At 71.0% G+C, this 21270-nt stretch carries 20 protein-coding genes and 2 pseudogenes; 12 read left to right on the top strand and 10 right to left on the bottom strand.

Going from position 1 to position 21270, the window contains the following annotated elements; translation table 11 throughout:
* Entirely contained in the window at window positions 1-678 is a 678-nt protein-coding gene (locus AC5P1C_RS22645; protein WP_493867721.1) for a TetR/AcrR family transcriptional regulator, read from the top strand.
* 9 nt (window positions 679-687) lie between these two features.
* Here the strand turns inward: AC5P1C_RS22645 and AC5P1C_RS22640 are convergent, their stop codons facing one another.
* Both AC5P1C_RS22640 and AC5P1C_RS22635 read right to left on the bottom strand, forming a co-directional pair.
* Complete coding sequence (locus tag AC5P1C_RS22640) at window positions 688-1161, bottom strand: carboxymuconolactone decarboxylase family protein (protein WP_493867720.1); 474 nt, start codon at window positions 1159-1161, stop codon at window positions 688-690.
* A gap of 88 nt (window positions 1162-1249) precedes the next feature.
* Window positions 1250-1699, bottom strand: coding sequence for a fibronectin type III-like domain-contianing protein (locus tag AC5P1C_RS22635; RefSeq protein ID WP_493867719.1), 450 nt, complete (start codon window positions 1697-1699; stop codon window positions 1250-1252).
* 536 nt (window positions 1700-2235) lie between these two features.
* Between AC5P1C_RS22635 and AC5P1C_RS22630 the strand changes: the two genes are divergently transcribed.
* From AC5P1C_RS22630 to AC5P1C_RS22620, 3 genes and pseudogenes are all read left to right on the top strand, one after another.
* Window positions 2236-3162: an NADP-dependent oxidoreductase gene (locus AC5P1C_RS22630; RefSeq protein WP_493867718.1), complete on the top strand. Its 927-nt coding sequence runs from the start codon at window positions 2236-2238 to the stop codon at window positions 3160-3162.
* A 117-nt stretch (window positions 3163-3279) separates the two neighbouring features.
* Window positions 3280-3486, top strand: a pseudogene (locus AC5P1C_RS22625) (GNAT family N-acetyltransferase); the annotation flags it as partial.
* A gap of 341 nt (window positions 3487-3827) precedes the next feature.
* On the top strand, window positions 3828-4340 hold the full coding sequence (locus AC5P1C_RS22620; RefSeq protein ID WP_493867717.1) for an FBP domain-containing protein: 513 nt from the start codon (window positions 3828-3830) through the stop codon (window positions 4338-4340).
* A gap of 3 nt (window positions 4341-4343) precedes the next feature.
* Here the strand turns inward: AC5P1C_RS22620 and AC5P1C_RS22615 are convergent, their stop codons facing one another.
* Complete coding sequence (locus AC5P1C_RS22615; RefSeq protein WP_493867716.1) at window positions 4344-4733, bottom strand: (2Fe-2S) ferredoxin domain-containing protein; 390 nt, start codon at window positions 4731-4733, stop codon at window positions 4344-4346.
* Window positions 4734-4815: 82 nt separating this feature from the next.
* Between AC5P1C_RS22615 and AC5P1C_RS22610 the strand changes: the two genes are divergently transcribed.
* Entirely contained in the window at window positions 4816-5253 is a 438-nt protein-coding gene (locus tag AC5P1C_RS22610; RefSeq protein ID WP_493867715.1) for a VOC family protein, read from the top strand.
* Between the two features lie 243 nt (window positions 5254-5496).
* Here AC5P1C_RS22610 and AC5P1C_RS22605 read toward each other — a convergent pair whose 3' ends face one another.
* A complete protein-coding gene (locus AC5P1C_RS22605) occupies window positions 5497-6888 on the bottom strand; it encodes a 6-phospho-beta-glucosidase (protein WP_493867714.1) in 1392 nt (463 codons plus the stop codon).
* 105 nt (window positions 6889-6993) lie between these two features.
* Between AC5P1C_RS22605 and AC5P1C_RS22600 the strand changes: the two genes are divergently transcribed.
* The 3 genes and pseudogenes from AC5P1C_RS22600 to AC5P1C_RS22590 all read left to right on the top strand — a co-directional run.
* Complete coding sequence (locus AC5P1C_RS22600) at window positions 6994-7896, top strand: hypothetical protein (RefSeq protein WP_493867713.1); 903 nt, start codon at window positions 6994-6996, stop codon at window positions 7894-7896.
* A gap of 74 nt (window positions 7897-7970) precedes the next feature.
* Complete coding sequence (locus AC5P1C_RS22595) at window positions 7971-9302, top strand: MFS transporter (protein ID WP_493867712.1); 1332 nt, start codon at window positions 7971-7973, stop codon at window positions 9300-9302.
* A 3-nt stretch (window positions 9303-9305) separates the two neighbouring features.
* A pseudogene (locus tag AC5P1C_RS22590) lies at window positions 9306-9398 on the top strand (excalibur calcium-binding domain-containing protein); the annotation flags it as partial.
* 6 nt (window positions 9399-9404) lie between these two features.
* Here AC5P1C_RS22590 and AC5P1C_RS22585 read toward each other — a convergent pair.
* The 6 genes from AC5P1C_RS22585 to AC5P1C_RS22560 form a co-directional block, all read right to left on the bottom strand.
* Window positions 9405-9902 carry a thioesterase family protein gene (locus AC5P1C_RS22585; RefSeq protein WP_493867711.1) on the bottom strand — a complete coding sequence of 166 codons (498 nt, stop codon included), beginning with the start codon at window positions 9900-9902 and terminating at the stop codon, window positions 9405-9407.
* Window positions 9899-10873, bottom strand: coding sequence for a 3-hydroxyacyl-CoA dehydrogenase NAD-binding domain-containing protein (locus AC5P1C_RS22580; RefSeq protein ID WP_493867710.1), 975 nt, complete (start codon window positions 10871-10873; stop codon window positions 9899-9901). The genes AC5P1C_RS22585 and AC5P1C_RS22580 overlap by 4 nt, the downstream gene beginning before the upstream one ends.
* Window positions 10874-11003: 130 nt before the next feature.
* Window positions 11004-11894, bottom strand: coding sequence for a beta-keto acid cleavage family enzyme (locus tag AC5P1C_RS22575; protein ID WP_493867709.1), 891 nt, complete (start codon window positions 11892-11894; stop codon window positions 11004-11006).
* Between the two features lie 71 nt (window positions 11895-11965).
* The gene (locus tag AC5P1C_RS22570) at window positions 11966-12835 is read right to left on the bottom strand and encodes a TetR/AcrR family transcriptional regulator (protein WP_493867708.1); all 870 of its coding nucleotides are present in this window, start codon (window positions 12833-12835) and stop codon (window positions 11966-11968) included.
* 221 nt (window positions 12836-13056) lie between these two features.
* Window positions 13057-15009: a glycoside hydrolase family 84 protein gene (locus AC5P1C_RS22565; RefSeq protein WP_493867707.1), complete on the bottom strand. Its 1953-nt coding sequence runs from the start codon at window positions 15007-15009 to the stop codon at window positions 13057-13059.
* A gap of 137 nt (window positions 15010-15146) precedes the next feature.
* On the bottom strand, window positions 15147-16406 hold the full coding sequence (locus AC5P1C_RS22560) for an alpha-L-fucosidase (RefSeq protein ID WP_493867831.1): 1260 nt from the start codon (window positions 16404-16406) through the stop codon (window positions 15147-15149).
* 299 nt (window positions 16407-16705) lie between these two features.
* On the opposite strand from AC5P1C_RS22560, the gene AC5P1C_RS22555 reads away from it, so the two are divergent.
* The 4 genes from AC5P1C_RS22555 (at window position 16706) to AC5P1C_RS22540 (ending at window position 21184) form a co-directional block, all read left to right on the top strand.
* On the top strand, window positions 16706-17401 hold the full coding sequence (locus AC5P1C_RS22555; RefSeq protein ID WP_493867706.1) for a FadR/GntR family transcriptional regulator: 696 nt from the start codon (window positions 16706-16708) through the stop codon (window positions 17399-17401).
* 308 nt (window positions 17402-17709) lie between these two features.
* On the top strand, window positions 17710-18510 hold the full coding sequence (locus AC5P1C_RS22550) for a creatininase family protein (protein ID WP_493867705.1): 801 nt from the start codon (window positions 17710-17712) through the stop codon (window positions 18508-18510).
* 69 nt (window positions 18511-18579) lie between these two features.
* Window positions 18580-19545: a CE1 family esterase gene (locus AC5P1C_RS22545; protein WP_493867704.1), complete on the top strand. Its 966-nt coding sequence runs from the start codon at window positions 18580-18582 to the stop codon at window positions 19543-19545.
* A 70-nt stretch (window positions 19546-19615) separates the two neighbouring features.
* Complete coding sequence (locus AC5P1C_RS22540; protein ID WP_493867703.1) at window positions 19616-21184, top strand: AbgT family transporter; 1569 nt, start codon at window positions 19616-19618, stop codon at window positions 21182-21184.
* Window positions 21185-21270: the final 86 nt, after the last annotated feature.

Below are 21270 nucleotides of genomic sequence, written 5' to 3'. Positions count from 1 at the left end.
ATGGAGCAGCACACCCCCCGCCACCGCCCGACTGGGCAGTACGCCGCCGCCGACCCCCGCAGAGCGGCCATCGTCGACGCCTCTCTGGCGCTCTTCGCCAAGGCGGGCTATCTGAACTCCTCCCTGGCGAAGATCGCCGCGGAAGCGGGCACGTCGGCCACCGTCATCACCCACCACTTCGGGTCGAAGCAGCGCCTCCTGATGGCGGTCCTCGAAGCGCGCGAGGAGCGCACGGTCCGTACGTTCGGGCGGCTCGACCCCGACTCCGGCGGCGACGACGTGCGCGCCCTGTTCCGTGAGGTGCTCGCGCTGGCCGCGTACAACCTCACCCAGCCGGGGCTCATCCAGCTCTACACCAAGCTGTCGGCGGAGGCCGGCGACTCCGCGCACCCGGCACACGCCTACTTCGCCGAGCGGTACGAACGTGTCGCGGGGGCGCTCGCATCCGTGCTGCAACGCTCGGTCGACGCGGGCCAGTTGAAGCCCGACACCGATCCGGAGAACATCGCACGCGAGATCCTCGCCGTGTCCGACGGGCTCCAGGTGCAGTGGGCCGTCGCCGAAGGGCGCCTGGACTTCGTCGGGTTGTACCGCGCGCACCTGGACCGGCTCACCCGGGCCCTCACCGTGGACGGGAAGGGCCTGGATGAGCCGGCCGCGGCGGAGCGACTCCCCTAGGTCGCCTCCTCAGTGGTACTGGCCCACCTGATAGTCACCGGCGGGCTGCTGGTTGATGACGTTTCCGCGGTTGAAGGCGTTGATAATGGCGATCTGCGCCACCAGGACCGTGAGCTGGTCCTCGTCGAAGTGCTTGGCGGCGTTCGACCACGCCTCGTCCGTCACGCCACCGGCCCCGTCCGCGATCCGCGTCCCCTGCTCCGCGAGTTCGAGGGCGGCGCGCTCGGCGTCCGTGAACACCGTGGCCTCGCGCCAAGCGGCGACGAGGTTGAGGCGCAGCGCGGTCTCGCCCGCGTGGGTGGCGTCCTTGGTGTGCATGTCGACGCAGAAACCGCAGCCGTTGATCTGGCTGGCGCGGAGCATCACGAGTTCCCGCGTCGCGGCAGGCAGCGTCGACTCCCCGAGCGCCTGGCCCGCGGCGACGATGTGCTTCATGGCCTTGGCGGCGACCGGGCTTGCCATGAGGTTCAACCGAGCTTGCATGGTGCACTCCTGTGTCGTCGGTGTGGTTCCACCTCTAGGACGAGAGAGCCCCCGCGAGTTGTGACACGCATGGATCTCCTGCCGCCGCCTACCGCGCGACCCCCGTCAGCCGGATGTCACGCGAGGAGGACCCCACGTACACCGCGCGCCGCCCATCAGGGCGCACCCAGCGGGCGCGGTCCGTGTCCCAGTACGACAACTGCCGCTCGGCGACCCGCACCGTGACCCGGCGCGACTCCCCCGCCCGGAGCTCGACGCGGTCGAAGGCGGCCAGGGTCTTCACGGCCATCTCGACACCGGCGCCCCGCGGCGCGCCCACGTAGACCTGCGGCACCTCCGCACCCCTGCGCCGCCCGCCGTTGGTCACCGTGAACGACACGTCGTAGCCCGCGCCCGCCCTGCGCACGGACAGGCCGCGGTAGCCGAACTCCGTGTAGGACAGGCTGTGTCCGAAGAGGAAGAGGGGCTCGATGCCCGCCTTGTCGAAACCGCGGTAGCCGGTGAAGATGCCCTCGCTGTACGTGACCACTCCGTCCACGCCGTGGTAGCGCTCGGGGTGCGCCGGGTCCAGCGGAAGCTGCCGCGGCGGGTGACGCTGCGGCGGTCGGGCCGGTGGCGGCCACGAAGGCGAAGGCGGCTGCGGTGCCGCCCAGTTGCTTCATGAGTTCACGACGTGTGGTGGCAGGCATGGAGAAATGGCCTCCGAACGCGGCTCTGCCGTGCCGAACTGGGTCGACGACGCCAAGAGCTGAATGCGTCATCCGCGCCAGTGCGGTGTTATGGGGCCTGAGCCTTGATTGATTGAACGCTTAGGTCAAGGCTCGCGTCGGCAAAACTTTGTGGGTCGTTCAGTTTTGCCGGGGTGGGTGTGGGGCGTGTGCCGACCGCCTGTTTGAGGTCTGTCTTTGCGGGCTCGTGAAGCCTCGTGAACGGTGCGGCGTGCGGGGAATAGAAGGGCGATCATGACCGTCGTCCAGAGGGAGACGCGGGTGACGGGCACGGCCACGGCACGTTCACGGCACCGCACGTTCGCGGCACCGCACGGCACGTTCACGGCACGAAGCGAGGGAGCACATGTCCAAGGCGTACGTATTCAGTCGGTTCGGCGGGCCTGAAGTGGAGGCCTTCGTCGACCAGGACCCACCGGAGCCCGGCCCGGGTCAGCTCCTGGTCGCGGTACGGGCGGCAGGGGTCAACCCGGTCGACTGGAAGCTGCGGGCCGGCAAGCGGAGGCCGGGGGCGCCGCCGGTCGAGTTCCCCGAGGTGCTGGGCAGCGAAGTCGCGGGGGTGGTCGAGCGGGTCGGCCCGGGGGTCGAGGGGTTCGCCGTCGGCGACCCGGTGTTCGGCAACCCGGACACCGGTGGCTATGCCGAGTACACGCTGCTCCCCGCCTCCCTCGCCGCGCACAAGCCGGCGGGACTGACCTTCGCGGAGGCAGCCGCGCTGCCGGTCGCGGTGGCGACCGCGTACGACGGGGTGCGCCAGCTGGATCTGCCCGCCGGGGCGACGCTGTTGATCACCGGGGTCGGTGGGGGTGTGGGCGTGGCTGCGGCGCGGTTGGCGCGGCACTTCGGGGTGCGCGTCGTGGGCACGGCGAGTGCGGGCAAGAAGGACTTCGTCGAGTCCTTGGGGGCAGTCCACGTGCCGCCGGGGCCCGACTTGGCGGCCCGGGTGCGGGCGGCGGCGCCGGGCGGTCGCGTGGACGCGGTCTTCGATCTGGTGGGCGGCGAGGATCTCGTGGCGGTGGCGTCACTGCTGCCCGCGCCGGAGGGGAAGCTGATCACAGCCGCGGCCAAGGAGACGGTCGGTGAGCTCGGCGGGACGGCGGTCGCGCGGGCGCGGACCAGCGAGGTCCTGGACGCGGTGGCGCGGCTCGCCGTGGACGGGGTGCTGCGGCCCGAGGTGACGGCGACGTATCCGCTGGAGCGAGCCGGGGAGGCGTTGCGTGCGGTGGAGGGCGGGCATGCGCGGGGCAAGGTTGTGATTGAGGTGGGCGTGTGAGGGGTGGTGTGAGCGGTGCCGGTCCTGGTGCGTCGGAGCCGGGGGCTGCCTGGGCTGCCGCCGGCTGGGGCGACGCGGGGGTTGCCTGGGCTGCCGCCGGCTGGGGCGCCGAGTCCCCTGCCGCATCCCTCCTTGCCGCATCCCTTGGACAACCCCGCCTACGCCGCGTTGAACGGGCCGCATCACTCCCGGTTCGCCGAGCGGCGTGGGCGCGTGGCGCGGTATCAGCTGGACGTGTCGCCGTGGGGCGGTCTGCCCGATGCTCCGGAGGCGGGCGACTGGGCGGATCTTGCCGCGTTGGCCGGGGAGCGGTTGCGTCCGCCGCCGCGAACCGTGCTCCGGGCGGACATACCGGCACGTCCCCTCGCGTGCGCGGCCGGCTGCGGGTCCATGGGGGCCACTACACGAACCACCCACCCCACCCCTTGCCACCACGGGGCAAACGGGCGGGTGGACGGGAAAGGGCTGTTCGGCCAGGTGGGACCGCGGGGCTACTGCGGTGCCGGTCCGGCCAGGGTGCGGGCCGACTGCCGGTCCGTGGGGGCGGCAGTACACGAGACAAAGGGGCGGGAGGGGCTTGTTCCCCGGGGTGGCGGGGTGGGCTGCGGGTCCGCGAGGGGAAAAGGGGAGGACGAGGGCGCGGGGGCGTTGGTAGATTCCGGATCATGGAACCTATCGGCGAGAAAGAGATTCGCGCGGCCTTCGTCAACTGCTCCAAGGGCGAAGCCCGCAGACTCACTCTCCCTGCGGGCTTCCCGGACACCCCCTGGTCCGACCTGGACTTCCTCGGCTGGCGCGACCCCAAGGCCCCGGACCGCGGCTACATCGTGACGGAGCGGGACGGCGCGTACGTGGGCATCGCGCTGCGCGCATCCACCGGCGCGCGCAAGAGCATGCTCAAGTCCAGCATCTGCTCGGTCTGCGTGACCCCGCAGTCCGGCTCGGGCATCACGCTGCTCGTGGCGCCCCTCTCCGGCCCGGCGGGCCGGCAGGGCAACTCGGTCGGCATCTACATCTGCGCGGACCTCGCCTGCTCCCTCTACGTACGAGGCAAGAAGACCACGGCGCTGGCCCGCCGCTTCGAGGAGAGCCTCACGCTGGAGGAGCAGAACGCACGCACGGTGGCGAACCTCCACGGCTTCCTCGACAAGGTCCTGGAGAGCGCGCCGACGGGCTGAACCTCAGGTCTTCCGGGGGTCCACCACCTGCAGCGCGAGCGCTGCCGACGGGGCCGCGATCCCCGGCCCGCCCGCCTCGGCCCACGCGACTATCTCGTCGATCGACTCGTCGTCCATGGCGAAGCCGACCCAGACGGCCCGGCCGCCCCGCCTACGCCCTTCTCGCGAGGGCTGGACGACGATGATGTTCGCCTGCCCGCAGGGCCCGAGGCACTCGCTCGTACGCACCGCGAACCGCCCCGCCGACTCTGCGGCAGCTGCCCGCATCCGCTCCAGGTGCCAGGCGTGGTCCGTGCCGGGGTTCTTGCGGGGGTTGCCGCAGCAGCAGCCGCGGCACACGACGAGTGTGCAGGGGCGGGCGGCGGCGGATCCGATGGAGATGACGGGACTCATCCAGTGATCATCTCAGCCCTGTTGTCAGTCCCTCATGGCACGCTCGGTCCACCGCATCCTGCAAAGCAGAGGGAGAGCATCCATGTCGACCAGGTGGACGGTGACCATCGACTGCGCGAAGCCGGGTGAGCTGGCCAAGTTCTGGGCTCTGGCGCTGGGTTACGCGGAGAAGGCGCCGCCGGACGGCTTCGCCAGTTGGGAGGTGTGGTTCGCGCACCATGGGGTTCCGGAGGAGGAGTGGGACGACGGCGCCTATCTGTCGGACCCGGACGGCTCGGGGCCCACCCTCTCTTTCATGAAGGTCCCGGAGTCGAAGGTGGTCAAGAACCGGCTGCACCTGGATGTGCAGGTGGGCGGCGGTCGCGAGACGCCCTGGGAGGTTCGGTGGCCGCGGGTCGTCGCGGCGGTGGAGAGGTTGACTGCTGCGGGGGCGAGAGTGATCCGGGAGCATGAGGTGCAGGGGAGGCCGGATCACGTGGAGATGGCTGACCCTGAGGGCAACGAGTTCTGCCTGCTTTGACCTGGCGGGGAGCCCTTTGACCCCGGCGGGGCGCCTGGCTCAACTCCCCCGCAACCTCCACCAGAACGAACAGGCCTTTCCCGCCCACCCACCCGATCGCCCCGCAGCGACCAGCGATTCGCCGCAGACGGCCGCACGTCCGAGGGGACGTGCCGGAATGTCCGCCCGGAGCACGGCTCCCGGCGGACCGGAACCGCATACCGGCACGGCCCCGCAGCCCACCCCAAGCCCCGCAGGGGACCCTCAGCCCAAGTACGCCAACCCCGGATGCACCGCTTGATACCCCTCCACCAACCGCCCCGCCACCGCCACCGAATCCACCAGCGGATGCAGCGCGAACGCCTTCACCGCCGTCGCGCGTGAGCCGCTCTCCGCGGCGGACAACACCTCTCGTTCCACCGCCTTCACCGAACACACCAGCCCTGTCGCATGCCCCGGCAGCGGATCCACGGCCATGGGATGCGCGCCGTTGGCATCGACGGAGCACGGCACCTCGATCACCGCGTCGGCGTCCAGCGCCGAAAGCGTCGTGCGGTTGCGGACGTTGAGGATCAGCGTCGTCCGCTCGTCACGCGCGATCGCCCGCATCAGGGCGAGGGCGACCTTCTCGTACCCACCGGATTCCAGGTCCTCGGCCGCACGCTCCCCCACACCCGCAGCCTCGCGATTCTCGGCCATGTACGTGGCCTCGCGCTCCGCACGCGTCGCGTCCCACGCCTTCAGAGCCGACATCGACGCTTCCCCGCTCCCCCGCTCCCCGCTCCCCACTCCCCGGCTCGCCGACTCTCCTCGCCCCAACTCCGCGTAGAACCTTGCCTGTTGGTCACGCAAGAACGCGCCCCGCGTCTGCTCCGCCTCCTGATAGGCCCTGACCGCCTCGCGGTTGAAGTAGTAGTAGTGCAAGTACTCGTTCGGGACGGCGCCCAGCGACTGGAGCCACTCCGCGCCGAACAACCGCCCCTCCTCGAACGAGCCCAGCATCTCCTGATCGGCAAGGAGCCGCGGCAGCTCGTCGCGCCCCGCGATCCGCAGGCCCCTCAGCCAGCCCAGGTGGTTGAGTCCGACGTAGTCGATGAACGCCTCGTCCGGATTGCCGCCCAGCATGCGTGCCACCCTGCGCCCGAGGCCGACCGGCGAGTCGCAGATGCCGATGACGCGGTCGCCGACGTGCCGGGACATCGCCTCGGTGACCAGGCCCGCGGGGTTGGTGAAGTTGATGACCCACGCGTCCGGGGCGAGCCGCCGTACCCGGCGCGCGATGTCGACCGCCACGGGCACGGTCCGCAGACCGTACGCGATACCGCCCGCGCCCACCGTCTCCTGGCCAAGGACGCCCTCCGCGAGGGCGACCCGCTCGTCGGCCGCACGCCCCTCCAGACCTCCCACCCGGATCGCGGAGAAGACGAAGTCCGCTCCCCGCAAGGCCTCGTCGAGGTCCGTCGTCGCCGTGACGGCGGGCGCGTCCGGCACTCCGATCGCCTGCTCGGCCAGCACCCGGGCGACCGCGCCGAGCCGACCCGCGTCCAGGTCGTGCAGTACGACCTCGGTGACCCGGCCTTCGGCGTGGTCGCCGAGCAGCGCGCCGTACACGAGCGGAACCCGGAATCCGCCGCCTCCGAGAATGACCAGCTTCACGTCTCAACCACCTTCTGTCGGCCTGTCAGAACTCGCCCGTCCACAGAGGTCACGTTACGTACGATTGCCCGGCAGCGATCGACCCCCCACGGAGGTAGCGCACCTATGACACCCCACAAGACGCGCACGAGGACCATCGCGAAGCCATCCCTCGCCCTGCTCGGCGCCGTCGCCCTGACGCTGGCCGCCGGAACCAGCGCCTCCGCCCAACCCTCCGCCGACGCGGCGCCGAGATCCCCCGGCGGCTGGCAGGAGTCCGGCGTCTCGTACGTCAACTCCCTCACCGGCAGCCAGGGACTCGCGAGCCGCGCCGACGGCAGCCTCCTCTACCGGGGCCTCGCTTCGATCCCGCTCGATCTTCGGGCCAAGGGGTGGAGCCATGTCGGTGATCCGGACATAGCCGACGGCCACACCGTCGACGCCTATCAGGGCGGCGACGACGCGAAGTCGAAGATGTTCGCCGTCACGACGCCCGGCGGGCAGCGCTACCTCTACGAGCACCGGCTCGACGCGGGCGAGAAGCTCAACAACTCCTTCGCGGCCGTCTCGCCCGACAGCCAGTGGCTGGTGTCGGGCGAGTGGGGCGACCAGAACCGACTCCAGGTCTTCCCCGCCCCGCTCCTCAACTCCTCGACCCCGCCCACCGGTGGCGCCCTCCCCCAGGCCGGTCAGATCTCGCTCGACAAGCCCGTGCGTGACATCCAGGGCTGCGACTTCGTCTCGGACACCCGTCTCGTCTGCGCGTCCAACGACGCGTCGAAGGAGCTGTGGCCCGAGGACCGCCCCGTGCTCCAGGTCGACCTGGAGCACGCGCTCGACGGGAAGCCCGTCACGGGGAAGGTCTCGAGCCTGTTCGCCGTCCCGCAGCGGAGCATCTGCTCCGGCACGTTCGAGACGGAGGGAGTCGACTACGACTCCGAGCGGCGCACGCTGCGCGCCGAGGTCGTGCCGCCGGTGCCGTGCCTGGTGACCACGTCCGTCTACGCGTACAAGCCGACGACGGGCTGACCTGCACAAGCCTTGAACAGACTCTGAACACACCGGACGTGTGCGCACGGGCCGGGCGGGGGATGGTCGCGGTCATGACACAGCAACACCGGCACGGACGCCCCGTGGCCGAGACCGAGACCGCGGCCGAGACCGACGCGCTCCCTGCCCAGCCCCGCCGCCCCGTCCGGCAGCTGCTCGCCGCGTCGGTGGGCAACGCCGTGGAGTGGTACGACTGGTACGCGTACACGTTCCTCGCGACGTACATCGCCGACCAGGTCTTCCCCAAGGGCTCGGGCAACTCCCTCGTCCCCCTCCTCTCCACGTTCGCCGTCTTCGCGGTCGGCTTCTTCATGCGGCCGGTCGGCGGCCTGCTCATGGGCGCGGTCGCCGACCGGCGCGGCAGGCGCGCCGCGCTGACCGTCACGATCCTGTTGATGGGCGGCAGCAGCCTGCTGGTCGGCCTTACGCCGACGTACGCGTCCGTGGGAGTGCTCGCGCCGGTCGTCCTCGTTCTGGCACGACTGCTCCAAGGGCTCTCCGTGGGCGGCGAGTTCGCGGCGTCGACGACCTTCCTCGTCGAGTCCGCCGGGCCCGGACGGCGTGGTCTCTTCTCCAGCTTCCAGTACGTGTCGACGACCGCGGGGCAGCTCGCCGCGTCCGGCGTCGCGGCCCTGCTGGTCAGCACGCTCTCCGACGGGCAGATGGACGGCTGGGGCTGGCGGCTGCCGTTCGTCATCGGCGCGGCCCTGAGCCTGGTCGGCTTCTGGATCAGGCAGGGCGCGTACGAGACCCACCGGGCGCCGCGGGAAGAGTCCGAACGCCCCGGCCTGTTCGACGCCCTGCGCAAGCATCCGCGCCAGTCGCTGCTGATCTGCGGCATCACGGCCGGCGGCACGATCGCGTACTACACGTGGACGTCGTACCTTCCGACGTACGCCGAGCTCAACACCGACATCAGCAAGAGCCAGGCGCTGTTGTCGGGCACGCTCTCGCTCGCGTTCTTCGCGCTGCTGCAGCCGGTCGGCGGGCTGCTCTCGGACCGCTTCGGCCGCAGGCCCCTCCTGCTCTTCTTCGGCATCGGCTTCGCCGTCCTGAGCGTGCCGCTCCTTCACTCCCTGGACGGCTCGTTCGGTTCGCTGCTGATGGTGCAGTGCGCGGGCATGGTGCTGCTCACCGGCTTCACGTCGATCTCGGCGGCCGTGAACGCGGAGGTCTTCCCCGCCCGCGTACGGGCCGCGGGAATCGGCTTCCCGTACTCCCTCACCGTCGCACTGTTCGGCGGCACCGCCCCGTACATGGGCACCCTTTTCAAGGAGATCGGCGAACCGGGCCTGTTCCCCTGGTACGTGGCCGTGCTCTGCTTGGCGTCATCAGCGGTGTATCTCAAACTCCCGGAAACCGCCCACAAGGAGCTGGAGCGCTAGCACCGTGCAGCGGGAGCCGCCCCCGTTCATCGTGGCGAGCCCGGTGAGGGGCGTCACCTCGACCAGGACGGGGACGGCGTCGGCTGCGACATCTGAGCGCGGTCAGGCCTGGCGCGGCACCTCGGTGATGGAGCGGCCCGCCCACTCCGGGGCCGGTTCCGCGAGGGTCGTCAGGTGTTCGCGGATCGGATCCGGGAACGGGGTCGCGCGGCCCGCGTTCTGGTCCACGTGGATGGCGAGGAGCTCGGTGGTCGCCACCGGGGTGGCGTCCGGGCCCACTTCCGTGTCGGCCTCCTCGACAACGTACAGCTCGTGGGTGAAGCGTGCCTTCTTGGCGTCCGCGCCCAGGATGCGGGTGCGGACGGCGAGGTGGGCTCCCTCCGCGACGTCGTCGAGGTAACGGATGTGTGCCTCGACCGTGTAGAGGGAACAGCCGGTGGACTCGCGGTAGCCCGCGTGGAGGCCGGTCTCGATCATCATGGCGTCGGTGGCGTAGCCGAAGACGAGTACGTAGAACGCCTCGCTCATGTGGCCGTTGTAGTCGATCCACTCCGGACGTACGGTCCGGTGCACGAGGGGCAGGGGCTGGTGCTCGCTCACTTGGTCTCCTCCTTCGCCGCACGCTGCTGCGGCAGGCGTCCCGTCGCCCGCAGTACGTCGATGACTCCCTGGTCGCGCTCGGCGACCAGGTCGGCGATGGTACGTCCGTCCGCCGCGTCGTCGCATCCGGCGACCACGGAGTCGTACAACTCCTTGTCGAGTTCAGGTGCTTCGAGGCGCGTCCACGGCGACTTCAGGGACGGGCCGAAGTGGTCGAGCATGTGGGCCATGCCGCCCTCGCCGCCCGCGAGCGCGAAGGTGAGCATGGGGCCCATGAACGCCCAGCGCAGGCCGGGGCCTTCGGTGATCGAGTCGTCGATCTCCTTCACCGTGGCCTCGCCGTTGGCGACCATGTGCAGGGCCTCGCGCCAGAGTGCCTCCTGGAGGCGGTTGGCTATGAAGCCCGGCACCTCGCTCGACATGGTGATGACGGACTTGCCCGCGACCTCGTAGAAGCGCGAGGCCCAAGTGACCGCGTGGGGCGCCGTCTTGTCGCCGCCGACCACCTCTACGAGCGGGATGAGGTAGGGCGGATTGAAGGGGTGTCCGACGACGAGGCGCCCGGGATCGGCGGCCTCGGTCTGCATGTCGGTCATCGGGTAGCCGGAGGTGGAGGAGGCGATGACGACTCCGGCGGGCGCGGCGGCGTCGAGCTGCGCGAGCAGGTCGCGCTTCAGCTCCAGCTTCTCGGGGGCGCTTTCCTGCACGAACTGGGCGTCCGCGACGGCCTCTTCGAGGGTCGGCGTCACGGTGAGCCGGTCCTGCGACGCGCCGTCCGCGAGGCCGAGCTGGGTCAGCGCGGGCCAGGCCGCCTCGACGAGGCGGCGGAGCTTCTGCTCGGCGTCGGGGGCGGGGTCCCAGGCGGTGACGTCGTAGCCGCGGGCGAGGTAGTGGGCGACCCAGCCGCCGCCGATTACTCCGGCGCCGACGCAGGCAACGCGGCGTACTTCTTCAGGGGCGATCGTGGTCATGAGGGGGGGGGGGTTCCTTTCGTTGCTGCGGGGCGCTGCTGAGCGGGGTCGTGCCCCGAAGGGGCGCGGGGAAGCGCGCGACCGGCCACAGCCGGCCCGCAGCCTGATATCCGCGCGATCCAGCGAAGTGCTACCGCTTGAGGCCGAGCTTCTGGCGGGCCTCGTCCGGGGTGGCGACGCGCGAGCCGAGGTTCTCGGTGATCTGCACGGCACGCTCGACGAGTTGGGCGTTGCTGACCTTGTTGCCCTTGCCGAGGTAGAGGTTGTCCTCGAGGCCGACGCGGACCTGACCGCCGAGCAGGATGGACTGGGCGACCCACGGCATCTGCATGCGCCCGAGCGCGAAGCTGGCCCACTGGGCGCCTTCGGGCAGCATGTTGACCATGGACTGGAGGACGCCCGGGTCGGCGGGCGCGCCCCACGGGATGCCCATGCAGAGCTGGAAGACGGTGGGGTTGTCGAGCAGGCCCTCGGCGAGCAGCTGCTTGGCGAACCAGAGCTGACCGGTGTCGAAGATCTCCAACTCGGGCCGCACGCCGAGCTCTTGGATGCGCTTGGCGCCCTGGCGGAGCATGTCGGGCGTGGAGATGTAGAGGTTGTCGCCGAAGTTGAGGGAGCCGCAGTCGAGGGTGCAGATGTCGGGGAGCAGGTCCTCGACGTGCGGGAGGCGGTCGAGTCCGCCGACGAGGTCGGTGCCGGGCAGCTCGCCGAGCTCCTTCAGCGGCTCGACCGGGTCGATGACCAGGTCGCCGCCCATGCCCGCGGTGAGGTTGATGACGACGTCGGTGCCGGTCTCCTTGATGCGCTCGACGACCTCGCGGTAGAGGCGGGGATCGCGCGAGGGGTCACCGGTCTCGGGGTCGCGTACGTGGATGTGTACGACGGCGGCGCCGGCCTCGGCGGCCTCCACGGCGGAGGTGGCTATCTGCTCGGGCGTGACGGGGACGTGGGGACTCTTGCGTACGGTGTCGCCCGCGCCGGTGAGGGCAGCGGTGATGATGACGTCTTGATTCACGGGCATGGTGAACTCTCCCTCGGGGGTGGGGTGTTGGTGCGGTGCGGAAGCTGTGGAAGCTGTCGTGCTGCGGATTCCTACGCGTCGCCTCGCGGCGGCGCGGCGATGGTCGCGTCGACGTACGCGAGCAGCGCCTCGTGCATGTCGTCGGGGGTCGTGCCGTCGGTGCCGGGGGTGGCGGCGAGCACCTGGGTGGCGAGGCCGTCGATCAGCGCGGTGAGCCGGAGCGCGGCGGACTGCGGATCGACGAGGCGGAACACACCCTGGTCGACGCCGCGCCGGAGGACGTCGGCGACGGTCGAGCGCCACTGCCGGTAGTACTCGGCGTGCAGCCGTCCGACGGCGGTGGAGCGGGCGGCCTCCGCCCACAGGTCCAGCCAGACGCTCCACTGCCAGCGCTGCTGCGGGGTACGGGGGGTCTGGAGCTCGATCAGCTGGCGCAGTTCGTCGGCGGCGTCGGCCGCGTCGGCGATGCGGGCCGCGCGGCGGGCGGTGTCCTCGTCCATGCACCAGCGGACGGCGGCCTCCAGGAGGTCGTCGCGGCCGGGGAAGTGGTAGTGGATGGCGGCGGTGCTGGTGGCGCAGGCTTCGGCGATGTCCGCGACGCGTACGGCGTGAAAGCCGCGCTCGGCGACGAGGCGCACCGTTTCGCGGACGATCTGGAGGGGGCGACCGCCTTCCGCCGGGGCTGGGGCGGTGCGCTCGCGGCGGGCCTGGGGCGCCGCGGTCCGGGCCTGGACCTGGGTGCCCAGGAGCCAGCCCGCGTCCACGCCGCCGGTGTCCGCGATGCGGGCCAGCTCCGCCGCGGTGAAGCGGCGGGTGCCGCCGAGGGAGCGGGAGAGCTTGGAGGGGTCCATCACGATGCGGCGGGCGAATTCGCGCTGCGTCACGCCGGCGTCGGCGATGACCTTGCGGACTCGGTCCGCTACCTCGGGGTCTTGCTGCATGGGCGGTGACGCTACCTTGACGTTGCGCTGATCGCAATCTGCAGGGTAGCTATTTCCGCAGATGAATCCCGGCGTTGCGATCCTGACTGACGTCACAGTTACCGCAACGTGTCGCTGCACCGCCACCCGGCGGCGTCGGCGTTGTGCCCACCCGCTCACCACCTGCACTGCGGGTAAACGGGTGGGCGGGCGGGAAAGGAATCCGCCACGAAGCCCAGGGGCTAGGTCCGGTCCTGGACCCCCTTCACGAACTCATCCAGGTAGGGATCGGCAATCTTCACCGCCCCCAGCTGATGATGCTCCGCCGGGTCCACCGAAATCGCCCGCGCCCGTCCCGCGAGGGACTCCATCGAGGCCCGCTCCCGCGCGGCCGAGGCAGAGTCCCCCTCCTGGGCGAAGGACAGCGCCGCAAGGCCATGCCGCATCGCGGAACCCCACAGCTCCGTCGCGTCCAGCCACTGCTTCGCATCGTGCAGGAACTGCTCGTCCGGCACCCCGGAGCGCAGCACCCCCGGGACCTTCTCGATCTCCCGGGCGGTGGGCCGCAGCGCGCGTACCGCCCCGGAGGGATCACTCTCGTACCGCTTCCAGAACGCGTCCAGCTTCGCCCCGAGGATCGGGGACTGCGGCTGCCAGTTCGTCTCGCCGAACGTCGGAGCCGCGTGGTTGAGGTCCACGAACGTCTCCACCGCGCGGGCGACCCGCTCATCGCCCCCGGCGAGATACAGCGCCGCCTGCCGCCCCGACCGCGCACGCTCGTACCCGCGGTCGTTCCACGAGAAGTCGTTCATGGTGAAGACGGCGAGCTTGCTGGCGCCCTCCTGGTTCATCGGGTTGGACACGATGCCGCTCAGGTGGCCGGACAGGCCGGGCTCACGCTTGTCGTAGGGCGCGAGGAGCAGCCGGCCCGCCGTACGCGCGAAGTCGTTCACGGGGTAGTTGTCCCAGACGAACACCTTGCGGCCGAAGAGCTCGGCGGCCTTCTCCGCCTGGGCGTTGGTGATCTCCGGCGGGACCACGTCCGTGCCGGTCCACATCACCTCCACGGCGCCGTCGAGCTCGGCCCGCATCGTCTGCTTGTACGCGGTGTCCGTGAGGTCCCCGTACTCCGTGGGCACCATCTGCAGCGGGTTGGCGTCCTCGTGCCGCGCGATGAAGTCCTGCTGGATGGTGTTGAGGAGCCCGACCTGTGCCTTGGCCGCCGGGCCACGGCCGGGCTCGCCGAACTTCGCCTTGTCGGTGTCGCAGTTCCACTTGGTGTAGCTGATGTCGTCCAGCGGGACCGAGAAGGACCGCACCCCGAGGTCGTACATCGCCTGGAGCTTCGCCGTGAGCGCCTTGGCGTCGGCCGGGTCCGAGTAGCAGATGGAGCCGCCCGGCGAGACGGCGAACGTGAAGCGGACGTGGTTGGCGGTCGCGCGGTCGATCAGCTTGCCGAGCTGGGTGAGCTTGTCCGCCGGGTAGGGCTCGCGCCACTTCTCGCGGTGGTACGGGTCGTCCTTGGGCGCGTAGACGTACGTGTTGGCCTTGGTGTCGCCCAGGAAGTCCATCTGGTCGAGGCGTTCGGCCTCGGTCCAGGGCGGGCCGTAGAACCCTTCGATACTGCCGCGCAGCGGCATGGAGGGGAAGTCGGAGACCTCGGCGCCCGCTATCCGCCCCTCGGAGATGAGCTGGCCGAGGGTCTGCGCCGCGTAGAACTGGCCGGTCGCGTCCTTGCCGCCGAGCGCGACGGTGCGATGCTCGGCCCGCAGTGCGTACCCCTCGGCCTGCTCCGGCGCCTCCGTCCCGCCGAGCGCCTTCGCGATGTCGGGCCTGGTCGCGGGGCCGAGCAGGACGGTCAGCGGGGCACGGCCCGACGCCTTCTCGCGTACGTCGACGTCGCGCACCCCGTGGGCGCGCAGCGCCTGGGTGACGCGGCGCTGGGCCGCGTCGTCCGTGTCGTCGCCGACGACGAGTTCGGCGCGTCGGGCGAGCGGCACGTCGTCGCCTGCGCGGGCCATGTGCTGCGGGGTCGGGGAGACGACGGGGAGCTTGCGGGTCACGGTGTCCTCCTGAGCGGCCTCCTCCTGAGCCGACGGCGGCGCGGCGGCTGCCGACGGGGCCAGGGGGATCGCCAGGACGACGAGCGCGAGCAGCGCCGTCCGGGGTCTGAGAGCGCGTGTGGTGCGGGGCATAGGGCCTCCGAACTTCGGGATGGGGGTGCGGGTGGGGTCAGGGGGCGCGCCGGGGGACGCGCCCGTAGGGGTGCGGGGAACTGCGCGACCAGCCCTCACTGGCCCGCGGTGAATGAACCGCGTGTCCAGGGGAGCGCTCAGTCACGCGTATGCGCGCGGTACAGATCCAGCTCGCCGTCGAGTTCCAGGGCGATGACCGTGCAGAGCGGATCGAGTTGGTCGTCGGTGAGATGGACGTACTCCCAGCCGGGTACGTCACCGAGGCCGCCGACCCGCTCGTGCGGGACGACGGTGTCCGTGCCGAGCACGCGGGCGGACGTCACGCCGTTGCGCACACCTCGCAGCACCACGTACTCGTTGGGCCGGTCGAAGAGGAACACGTACAGGGTGCGGCGGTCGGCGGAGAGCGTCGAAGGGCCGTAGAAGTGGCCGTGCGGCAGGCCTCGCACCGTTTCGTAGACCGCGTCGGCGTGCCGGGACGTCCACTCCCCCAGCGCTTCGAGGCGCTCGATCTGCTCGGAGAGCAGGGTGCCGTCCTCCTTCGGGCCGACGTCGAGGAGCAGATTGCCGCCGCCTCCGATGGCCTCGACGAAGATGCGGACGAGCTGACGCGGTGACTTGTGGTGGGTGTCCTGCGGCTGGTACCCCCAGGAGTCGTTGACGGTGAGGCACAACTCCCATGGCTGGCGCGGCGGTTCGATGGGCACGCCCTGCTCCGGGGTGGCGTAGTCGCCGTGCCCGGTGAGGCGGCCGTTGACGACGGTGTGCGGGGAGAGCGCCCGGATCTCGTCGGCGAGTTCCGCCATGCGCCACTGCTCGGCACTGCGCTCCCACTCCCCGTCGAACCAGAGCAGGTCCGGTTCGAAGCGCTCCAGGAGTTCGCGCACTTGTACGCGGTGGAAGTCGAGGAAGTCCGCCCACCTCTCCTCGGATTCCTCGTCGACGGCGGGCATCGAGTAGCGGTTGCCGCGCTCGGCCGGGTCCTGACCGTCGGGGCGCACGGTGGCGTAGTCGGGGTGGGACCAGTCCAAGTGCGAGTAGTACAGGCCGACTTTGATGCCTCGGGCGCGCAGGGCGGTGACGTACGGGGCGATGAGGTCGCGGCCTGCGGGGGTGCGCTTGACGACGGACAGGTCGTTCGCCGCCGTGTCCCAGAGGGCGACGCCGTCGTGGTGCTTGGCGGTCAGCACGGCGTAGCGCGCGCCCGAGCGGACGAAGAGATCGGCCCAGGAGTCGGGGTCGTACGCGGAGGCGGTGAAGCCGTCGAGCTGCGCCATGTAGCGGTCGTAGGGGATCCGCCCGTCGAAGAAGGACCAGGACTCGGCCACTCCGTCCACGCTGTAGATCCCCCAGTGGAGGAAGATGCCGAGCTTGGAGTCCATGAACCACGGCTGAATCACTGGCAGTTCTCCTCGTCGTGCGTACGTGTCCGGGTGGCAACGTTGTCTTCGGGCGAGGACGCGGGTGGTGGCGGCTGGTCTCAAGCGCTTGAGCGCGAGCAGGCTAAAGCGAGAAAGATGCCGTGTACAAGGGGGCGTCAGGCAGTGATCCCACAGCGAACCGACCGCCGGACCGACCGCCGGACCGACCGCCGGTCCCACCGCCGGTCCCACCGTGGGGCCCACCTTGGGACCGGAAGTGAACCGACGCTGTCACGACCATTGACCGCCTAGAGACCAAGTGATTTATTCACTTCATGAGTTACGGCAGTCAGCCCTCCCTGTCCGAGCGCCTGGCGGACGACATAGTCGAGATCATCCGCACCGAACACCTCACCCCCGGCGACGCGCTGGCCTCGTCCCGCGAGCTCGCTCGCCGCTTCGAGGTGACCACGCCGACCGTGCGCGAGGCGCTGCGCAGGCTGGAGGCCACCGGGGTGGTGGAGTTCCGGCACGGTTCAGGGACGTACGTGGGCCCTGGCGTGGACCGCAGACTCCTGGCCAACCCGCATCAGCCGCGCAGCGACCGCGCCTCGGTCCTTGAACTGGTCGGGGCCCGCCTCGTCCTGGAACCCGCGATCGCGGCGGCTGCCGCTCGCGCCCAAACCGCTGACGGGATACGGCAGTTGGACCTTGCCTCGGGCAACGCCCTGCTCCCGCCCGAGGAGTCCCTGCGCCAGTCGGTGCACTTCCACGTGGCGCTCGCGGCGGCCAGCGGCAACACGCTGCTCCGGGAGGCCGTCGAAGCTCTGCTGTACGTGCGGGCACGCGAGCAGGTGGAGATCCGGCACCGCTATAACGACCGCGAGCGCGACCACGCGGAGCACGTGGAGATCTACGAGGCGGTGCGGTCCGGCGACGCGGCGGCGGCGGAACGCCTCACCCGCGAACACCTGACGGCGATCCGGGACGCCGTGGCCACGGCGGACTTCCCGCAGGAGGGCGCCCGATGAACGACTCCCCCACACATGACGTGGCGCCGAAGGCTCCCGCCGCCCGCTCGGGCGCCCCCGACCCCACCGAGGAGCCTCCGCCAGCCAACAGCCGCCACTCCCCGGACTCTGCGCACGCAGCGCCGGCACACGAAAGCCGCGGGGCGACGAGCGGCACTCCCGAACCCCGGCCGTCGCCCATCACGGGACCCCATCACGTCTCCGCCCGCCCGTATCCTCCACACGCAGTCGAAGATCACGCGACAGCGGCGGAGGACCCGCCCGAGCCCACGACCGACGTGCCCCCCGAGCGGGAGCCACCCACAGCCGTGCCGCACGACCCCCCACTGCCCAGCACCCAACACCCCTACCGCCTGGCCGAGATGACCACCCTCGAAGCCGCCACCGCGGTCCGTGCCAGTCCTCTCGTCATCATTCCCGCCGGCGCCTTCGAGCAGCACGGGCCCGGGATGCCGCTCGCCACCGACACCATCAGGGCCGAGCATGTCGCCGATCTCGTCGCCTCGCAGCTTGCCGGGCGGGCCGTGGTCGGGCCCTCGCTCGGCATCGGGGTCTCGCCGCATCACCTGGCCTTCGCGGGCACGGTGAGTCTGTCGACAGGGACGCTGGCCGCGCTCGTCCGTGACTACGTCGACAGCCTGCACCGGCACGGCTGGCGGGACATCCTCGTGATCACGGGGCACGGCGGCAACAACGCCACGCTCACCACCGTCGCGCAGGACCTGCTCGTCACCCACCCCGGCCTGCGGTTCGCCTGGACACCCCTGACCTCGCTCGCCCCGGAAGCCGTAGCGGCCATGCGGCCCAGCGAGGTCCACGGGCACAGCGGCGAGGCCGAGACCGCTCAAATGCTGTACCTCGCACCGGAGTTGGTCCATCGCGGACGACTCACCCCGGGGTCCCTCACCCACGACGACCTCGACCCCATCTCCCGACTCGCACGCCGTGGCGGCCACCCCGCCCTGACCGTGCCGTACGACCGGCTCAGCCCCAACGGCGTACTCGGCGACCCGCGCCGCGCCACGCCCGAGGACGGCCGCGCGATCGTCGACGCCGCCGTCCACCGCATCGTCACCTTCGCCAAGGAGTGGCTGGACATTACCGGCTGACACTCCGTCACTGATTTCTCCCCACCCTCAGCCGCCCGCGCCCCGCGCCGTCGGCGGAAGGAGCCTGCCTTGAAACGCGCACTATCCCGCACGGCCGCCTCGGTCATCGCCGGTCTCACCCTGCTCGCGGGGGTGGGGCTGAACTCGGCCTCTGCCGCTGCCCCGGACTCTCCCTCGTACGCCCATGGCGGCGTCCCCGGCTGCCGCCAGGGCGCCCCGCAGCCTCCCGGCACCACCGCCCCGCACAATCTCACCAGCGGCGGTCTGCCCCGGACCTATCAGCTGCACCTGCCCGAGGAGTACACGGGCGACCGCGCCTTGCCCGTCGTCCTCGCCTTCCACGGGCGCGGCAACACCGGCAGCCGCACGGAGGAGTTCAGCAAGCTCTCGTCGCTGCCCGCGATCGTCGTGTACCCGGAGGGCGTCGTCGGCACCGGTGACGGGCAGCGGCAGGCGTGGCAGGGCGCTCCGTACGCCGCGCCCGGCGTGGACGACGTGGCGTTCACCGGTGATCTGCTCGACTCGTTGGAGGACCGCCTCTGCGTGGACACGCGGCGCGTGTACGCCACCGGGAAGTCCAACGGCGCCGGGCTCACCGCGCTCCTCGCCTGCCGGATGTCCGACCGGATCGCCGCGATCGCCCCGGTCGCGGGCGCCTTCTATCCCGGGACCGGCGAGAACTGCCGACCCGCGCGCCCGGTTCCCGTCATCGACTTCCACGGCACCGGTGACGCCACCATCCCGTACGCCGGAGACGTCGACCGCGGCCTCCCCGCACTCCATGACTGGCTCACCACCTGGGCCGACCGGAACGGCTGCCGCGCCCGCACCCCGGACCGGACGCCCGCGCCCGACATCACCGTGTCCCGCTGGGTCGGCTGCGGCGACGGCGCCGAGGTCCGGCATGTGGCCGTCACGGACGGCGGTCACACCTGGCCCGGCGCCGACAGCTACAGCGGCGGCGGTCGCACGACCCAGAGCATCGAGGCCCACGAGGTCCTGTGGAACTTCCTACGCCGCCACCACCTGCGCTGACCTGCGCCGCCACCACCTGCGCTGACCCGCCGCCACCGTCCCCTCCCCACCCTTCCCCCGCGGAGCCGCCATGTCCTCCCCGACCCCCGCCCTGCCGGACGCGCCACCCCCACCACCCGAAGGGCCCCCGCTCCCCCGCATCATCCGCGCGATGGCCGTCGTCGAACGCGCCGGGAACGCGCTGCCGCACCCCTTCTGGCTGTTCTGGATACTCTCCGGCGTCCTCGCCGTGATCAGCGCGATCCTCGCCGGGTTCGACGTCTCCGTCATCGCGCCGGGCGACGGCAAGAGCGTCGCCGTACGGAGTCTGCTCAGCGGGGACGGGCTCGCGATGGCCGTCTCCACGATGATCGAGAACTTCGCCGCGTTCCCGCCGATGGCGACCATCGTGGTCGTCATCATGGGCGTCGCGGTCGCCGAACGCAGCGGATTCCTGGCCGCGTTGATGAAGGTCGGCGTCTCCCGCGTGCCCGCTTCCTGGGTGGTCTTCGCCGTCGCCTTCGCGGGCACGGTGGCTCACGTCGCGTCCGCCGCCGCATACGTCATCCTCGTACCACTCGGCGGGCTCGCCTTCCGTGCCGTGGGCCGCTCGCCCGTCCTCGGCATCGTCGTCGCCTACACCGCCATCGCGTCCGGCTACGACGCGAGCCCCGTGCCGACGCCGAACGACGCGATCTTCGCCGGGATCACCACGACCGCCGCGAAGATCGCGGGCGGCGACGACGCGTACGTCTCGCCGCTGAGCAACTGGTTCTTCAACATCGCCTCCTCCCTGCTGCTCGCCGCCGTCATCACCCTCGTGACGCGCTTCGTCCTGAGCAAGCGTCCCGACCTCGACGCCGACCCGGACGCCGACCTCGACGACATCGGCACGCTCAGCCTCAGCGACCGCGAGCGCTCGGCCCTGCGCCGGGCGGGCCTCACCTTCCTGGTGGCCGTCGCGGCCCTCACCGCGGCCGTCCTTCCGACCGCGTCGCCGCTGCGCGGCGACGGCGGAAGCATCGTCGAGTCACCGCTCCTCGACGGCATCGCGGCGATCGTCGCGTTCCTCTTCGCGCTCGTCGGAGTCGTCTACGGGGCAAGCTCCGGGTCCGTCCGCAGACCCGGCGACGTACCGAAGCTGATGGTCGAGGGCGTCAAGCAGATGGCTCCGGTCCTCGTCCTGTTCTTCGCGATCGCCCAGTTCCTCGCCTACTTCGACTGGACGCACATCGGCGACGTCCTCGCCGTCAGGGCGGCCGAGCTGCTCGAACACAGCCAACTGCCCATCGTGGTCGTCTTCCTGCTCATCCTGCTGCTGCTGACCCTCGTGAACGTCATGGTCACCAGCGGGTCCGCGATGTGGGCCCTGGCCGCCCCCGTCCTCGTACCGATGCTGATGCTCGTGGACGTCCCGGCCGAGACCACGCAGGCGCTCTTCCGCATCGCCGACTCCGGTTCGACGGCCATCACCCCGATGAGTCCGTACTTCGTGATGGCGCTCGGTTTCCTGCAGCGGTACCGCAAGTCGGCGGGGCTCGGCACCCTCGCCTCGTACACGCTGCCGCTCGCCGTCGCGATGACCGTGGCCTGGACGCTGCTGTTCCTCGCCTGGTGGGCGCTCGGCATCCCGCTCGGCCCCGGCGCACCCGTGCGCTGACGGGGCCCTGAACGTCCGAACTCCGCGTACGCGCGCGGTGGGTTTGAACACCGCGGGTCACGCGATGGTGTGACGCTGCGCCGGGC

Source organism: Streptomyces sp. A18, assembly GCF_059026065.1.
The sequence above is the reverse complement of the archived record's forward strand: the minus strand, read 5'-3'. Positions and strand labels throughout refer to the sequence as shown.

What these genes read in the sequence shown, in the direction of transcription:
- AC5P1C_RS22645 (WP_493867721.1), top strand. Translation starts at nt 1, where the DNA reads ATGGAGCAGCACACCCCCCGCCACCGCCCGACTGGGCAGTACGCCGCC.
- AC5P1C_RS22640 (WP_493867720.1), bottom strand. Translation starts at nt 1,161, where the DNA reads ATGCAAGCTCGGTTGAACCTCATGGCAAGCCCGGTCGCCGCCAAGGCC.
- AC5P1C_RS22630 (WP_493867718.1), top strand. Translation starts at nt 2,236, where the DNA reads ATGTCCAAGGCGTACGTATTCAGTCGGTTCGGCGGGCCTGAAGTGGAG.
- AC5P1C_RS22620 (WP_493867717.1), top strand. Translation starts at nt 3,828, where the DNA reads ATGGAACCTATCGGCGAGAAAGAGATTCGCGCGGCCTTCGTCAACTGC.
- AC5P1C_RS22615 (WP_493867716.1), bottom strand. Translation starts at nt 4,733, where the DNA reads ATGAGTCCCGTCATCTCCATCGGATCCGCCGCCGCCCGCCCCTGCACA.
- AC5P1C_RS22610 (WP_493867715.1), top strand. Translation starts at nt 4,816, where the DNA reads ATGTCGACCAGGTGGACGGTGACCATCGACTGCGCGAAGCCGGGTGAG.
- AC5P1C_RS22600 (WP_493867713.1), top strand. Translation starts at nt 6,994, where the DNA reads ATGACACCCCACAAGACGCGCACGAGGACCATCGCGAAGCCATCCCTC.
- AC5P1C_RS22595 (WP_493867712.1), top strand. Translation starts at nt 7,971, where the DNA reads ATGACACAGCAACACCGGCACGGACGCCCCGTGGCCGAGACCGAGACC.
- AC5P1C_RS22580 (WP_493867710.1), bottom strand. Translation starts at nt 10,873, where the DNA reads ATGACCACGATCGCCCCTGAAGAAGTACGCCGCGTTGCCTGCGTCGGC.
- AC5P1C_RS22575 (WP_493867709.1), bottom strand. Translation starts at nt 11,894, where the DNA reads ATGCCCGTGAATCAAGACGTCATCATCACCGCTGCCCTCACCGGCGCG.
- AC5P1C_RS22570 (WP_493867708.1), bottom strand. Translation starts at nt 12,835, where the DNA reads ATGCAGCAAGACCCCGAGGTAGCGGACCGAGTCCGCAAGGTCATCGCC.
- AC5P1C_RS22565 (WP_493867707.1), bottom strand. Translation starts at nt 15,009, where the DNA reads ATGCCCCGCACCACACGCGCTCTCAGACCCCGGACGGCGCTGCTCGCG.
- AC5P1C_RS22555 (WP_493867706.1), top strand. Translation starts at nt 16,706, where the DNA reads ATGAGTTACGGCAGTCAGCCCTCCCTGTCCGAGCGCCTGGCGGACGAC.
- AC5P1C_RS22540 (WP_493867703.1), top strand. Translation starts at nt 19,616, where the DNA reads ATGTCCTCCCCGACCCCCGCCCTGCCGGACGCGCCACCCCCACCACCC.